Source organism: Pseudomonas sp. GNP013, assembly GCF_054343995.1.
Map to the genome: position 1 here is coordinate 1 of NZ_JBTGUT010000002.1, position 1,759 is coordinate 1,759.

At 45.9% G+C, this 1,759-nt stretch carries 1 protein-coding gene; it reads left to right on the plus strand.

Annotated elements, in window-relative coordinates; translation table 11 throughout:
* The first annotated feature begins 835 nt into the window (after positions 1-835).
* Positions 836-1,219 carry a hypothetical protein gene (locus ACXX81_RS24725; RefSeq protein WP_447119774.1) on the plus strand — a complete coding sequence of 128 codons (384 nt, stop codon included), beginning with the start codon at positions 836-838 and terminating at the stop codon, positions 1,217-1,219.
* The last annotated feature ends 540 nt before the right edge of the window (positions 1,220-1,759 follow it).

A 1,759-nucleotide genomic window follows, 5' to 3' on the forward strand; every position in this document is an offset into this window, starting at 1 on the left:
ATGTCTCATCCAGCTGTGGGTCTAGATATGGTCAATCCAGGTTGCATCAGAGACCCTGAACGGATTTTGTAAGAATTTCTCTCTCTTTCACTGTCTTTGTTTTGTGGGTTTTTTAAAGTAATTTATGTTTAGAATGGGGCTTGGCTGCTTTTCCCTGCTGTGTTTATGCCGCTTTACACCCTCTTGATTCACTTGCAGAGAGATATCGATACATAGGTTTTCAGATTCTTACTAGTCAGATATATTCTTGTGCGGTGACTAGGGGGTGTTGAGTCCAGTTCACTGAGCAGGGAGTAGGCCTTGTCTATTACATATTTGGCTTATGGAGCGGTCTCTGAGCTAATTTCAAACCCTTGTTTTATGCATCACCCCACCTCACCTTTCCCGTTAAGCAGCCATAGTGTGTCTTCTAAAGGTGTGACTCTGTTCTGTTTTGTAATTCAGTTCAAGTGTAGCGATTTTGACATTCCCTCTATAAGCGATATCTTAGGATAAGTGTCTTTTTCTGTGTGACTTATTTCACTTAGAATCATCGTACCTAAATCCACTCATCATGCTGCTAACTAGCCTTATGACATTGATTTCATGGCTGAGTGATATTCCATTGTGCCAAGTACCACCATTTCTTTATCCATTTTTCTCTTTCCTGGGATATTGAAGGTGTACCGAAGTGGAGGTTCTTGGAAACAGAGCAGCCGTAAAGTTTGGGGTGCCTGTGTCTTGTTGATTTTTAGTTTTCCCAATTTATACGCCCATGAGTGGAAGTGCCCTATGCTCTCTAAGCTGTGTTTATTACTTGTTTCAGGACACACCGTACACTTCTCCAGAGTGCCTGTTGGCAATTTACATCCCGCCCATCAGCGTAGCAAGGCTCCCATGTCTCCATGGCCTGTCCTGCTTTTCTGGTTTTTACACTTTTTTCAGCATGGCCCTTTTGACCGAGGGCAAGCGAGACTTCTTTGTAGCGCTGATTTGCCCTTCCGGCTTGCTTGGTTGGCCAAAAAGGGCGTATGCGTTTTTTCCTGAATATATTCAGGAAAAAACGCATACGCCCTTTTTGGCCAAGGGCATCATTGTCAACGTTTTGCCGCTTTTCATGTGCTTTAAAGGCGAGTCGAATCTACCTCCTGAAATCTGTTTCCTGCAAATCTGCCTTGCTTTCAAATCCTCTTCGTTGCCTTCCCTCAATATATTTGTGGACGAGAGTTCTCATTTATAACTCTGCACGTTTGTGAATTGCAGTGCCCCTGAGCTCCATTTGTCTACTCGCTTTTTTGGGAGCTGGCCGCAAAAGCGCAGGATTGCTTCAGGCCCTATTTTGGTTCTGGGGGGCAGGCTGAGCCTGTGGTTCATTCTTCTTCCTGATGGGAAAATGGAGTGACCTGTGCCTGTCCCAACACCTAGGGCTAGTCTCTCGTTGGTTCCCCGTCTTCCCGTTCATCCTCAGGACAAATTGCAACCTGTACGAAACAGGAGGTTAAAGGTGCTGATTCTCCAAGTAGGGAGATGGTTAGTCAAGCGGCTGGAATGGCGAACCCGAGCACAAGGAGAGGAGAAATGAGGTGCGTTTTAGAAACCTTTCCCGATCTCACGGCATACCATCTTCTGGGTTTCCCATGCATGTTTTGATGTAGGAAGATGCCCTTGTACCTGGAGATTTGAGACCCATGGGGTGGGTACCCCGCGGTGTTACTTTAAAGTATCTGCGTTTGCTCACCCAACCTCACCAATCCTCTCAGCCCCAAGAGTGTCCAGCCTT